The following is a 1,019-nucleotide window of genomic DNA, read 5'->3' as shown; positions in this document are numbered from 1 at the left end:
GGCGGCAACGCCCTCGGCAACAACCCCGTCGAGCAGATCGAGGCCGTGAGCAACACCGCCCACGCCCTCCTCGGTCTCATCGAGCAGGGCAACGAGATCATCATCACCCACGGCAACGGCCCGCAGGTCGGCATGATCCAGAACGCCTTCGCCGCTGCCCACGATGCCATCGGTACCCCCGAGATGCCGCTGCCCGAGTGCGGCGCCATGTCCCAGGGCTACATCGGCTACCACCTGCAGCAGGGCATCGGCCGCGAGATGCACAAGCGCTATAAGCGTTGGCACGCCGCCACCGTCGTCACCCAGATCGAGTGCGACCCCGATGATCCCGCGTTCAAGAGCCCGACCAAGCCGATCGGCCCCTTCTACACCGAGGAGCAGGCCAAGGAGTTCATGGCCGAGGATCCCTCCAAGGTCTTCGTCGAGGACTCCGGCCGCGGCTGGCGTCGCGTCGTCGCCTCCCCCGATCCCAAGAAGATCGTCGAGGCTGACTCCATCCTCAACCTGCTCGACAACGAGTTCATCGTCATCGCCTGCGGTGGCGGCGGCATCCCCGTCGTCCGCGACTACGAGAACAAGGGCTGCTACAAGGGCGTTCCCGCCGTCATCGACAAGGACCTGGGCGGCGAGCTGCTGGCCGAGGACTGCGACGCCGACGTTCTGTTCCTGCTGACCGCCGTTGAGCATGTCGCCATCAACTTTGGCAAGCCCAACCAGGAGGAGCTCGAGGACCTCACCGCCGACGAGGCCGAGCGTCTGGCCGACGAGGGTCAGTTCGGCAAGGGCTCCATGGAGCCCAAGGTCCGCGCCGCCATCAAGTTCGCCCGTTCCCGCAAGGGCCGCACCTGCATCATTGGCGCTCTGGACAAGGCCGCCGAGACCATGGCCGGCCTCTCCGGTACCCGCATCCACGAGTAGTCTCTACTCTGTTGCCTCTCTCGTGGGCGCCAGGCAAAGCGCCCACAAACTAGCCTCTCTTCATGAGCCCCGCAGTCCGCTCCGACTGCGGGGCTTTTGCT

At 65.8% G+C, this 1,019-nt stretch carries 1 protein-coding gene; it reads left to right on the top strand.

Annotation, left to right across the window (positions count from 1 at the left end; genetic code table 11):
• Positions 1-918, top strand: a 918-nt coding sequence (gene arcC, locus DXB86_RS09845; RefSeq protein ID WP_147330837.1) for a carbamate kinase, incomplete at its 5' end; no start/stop codon positions are given.
• Positions 919-1,019 lie beyond the last annotated feature (101 nt).

Origin of the sequence: Collinsella sp. OM06-18AC, from assembly GCF_003438785.1 — a bacterium.
Classification (GTDB): Bacteria; Actinomycetota; Coriobacteriia; order Coriobacteriales; family Coriobacteriaceae; genus Collinsella.
This window is presented reverse-complemented; position numbering and strand designations above follow the sequence as displayed.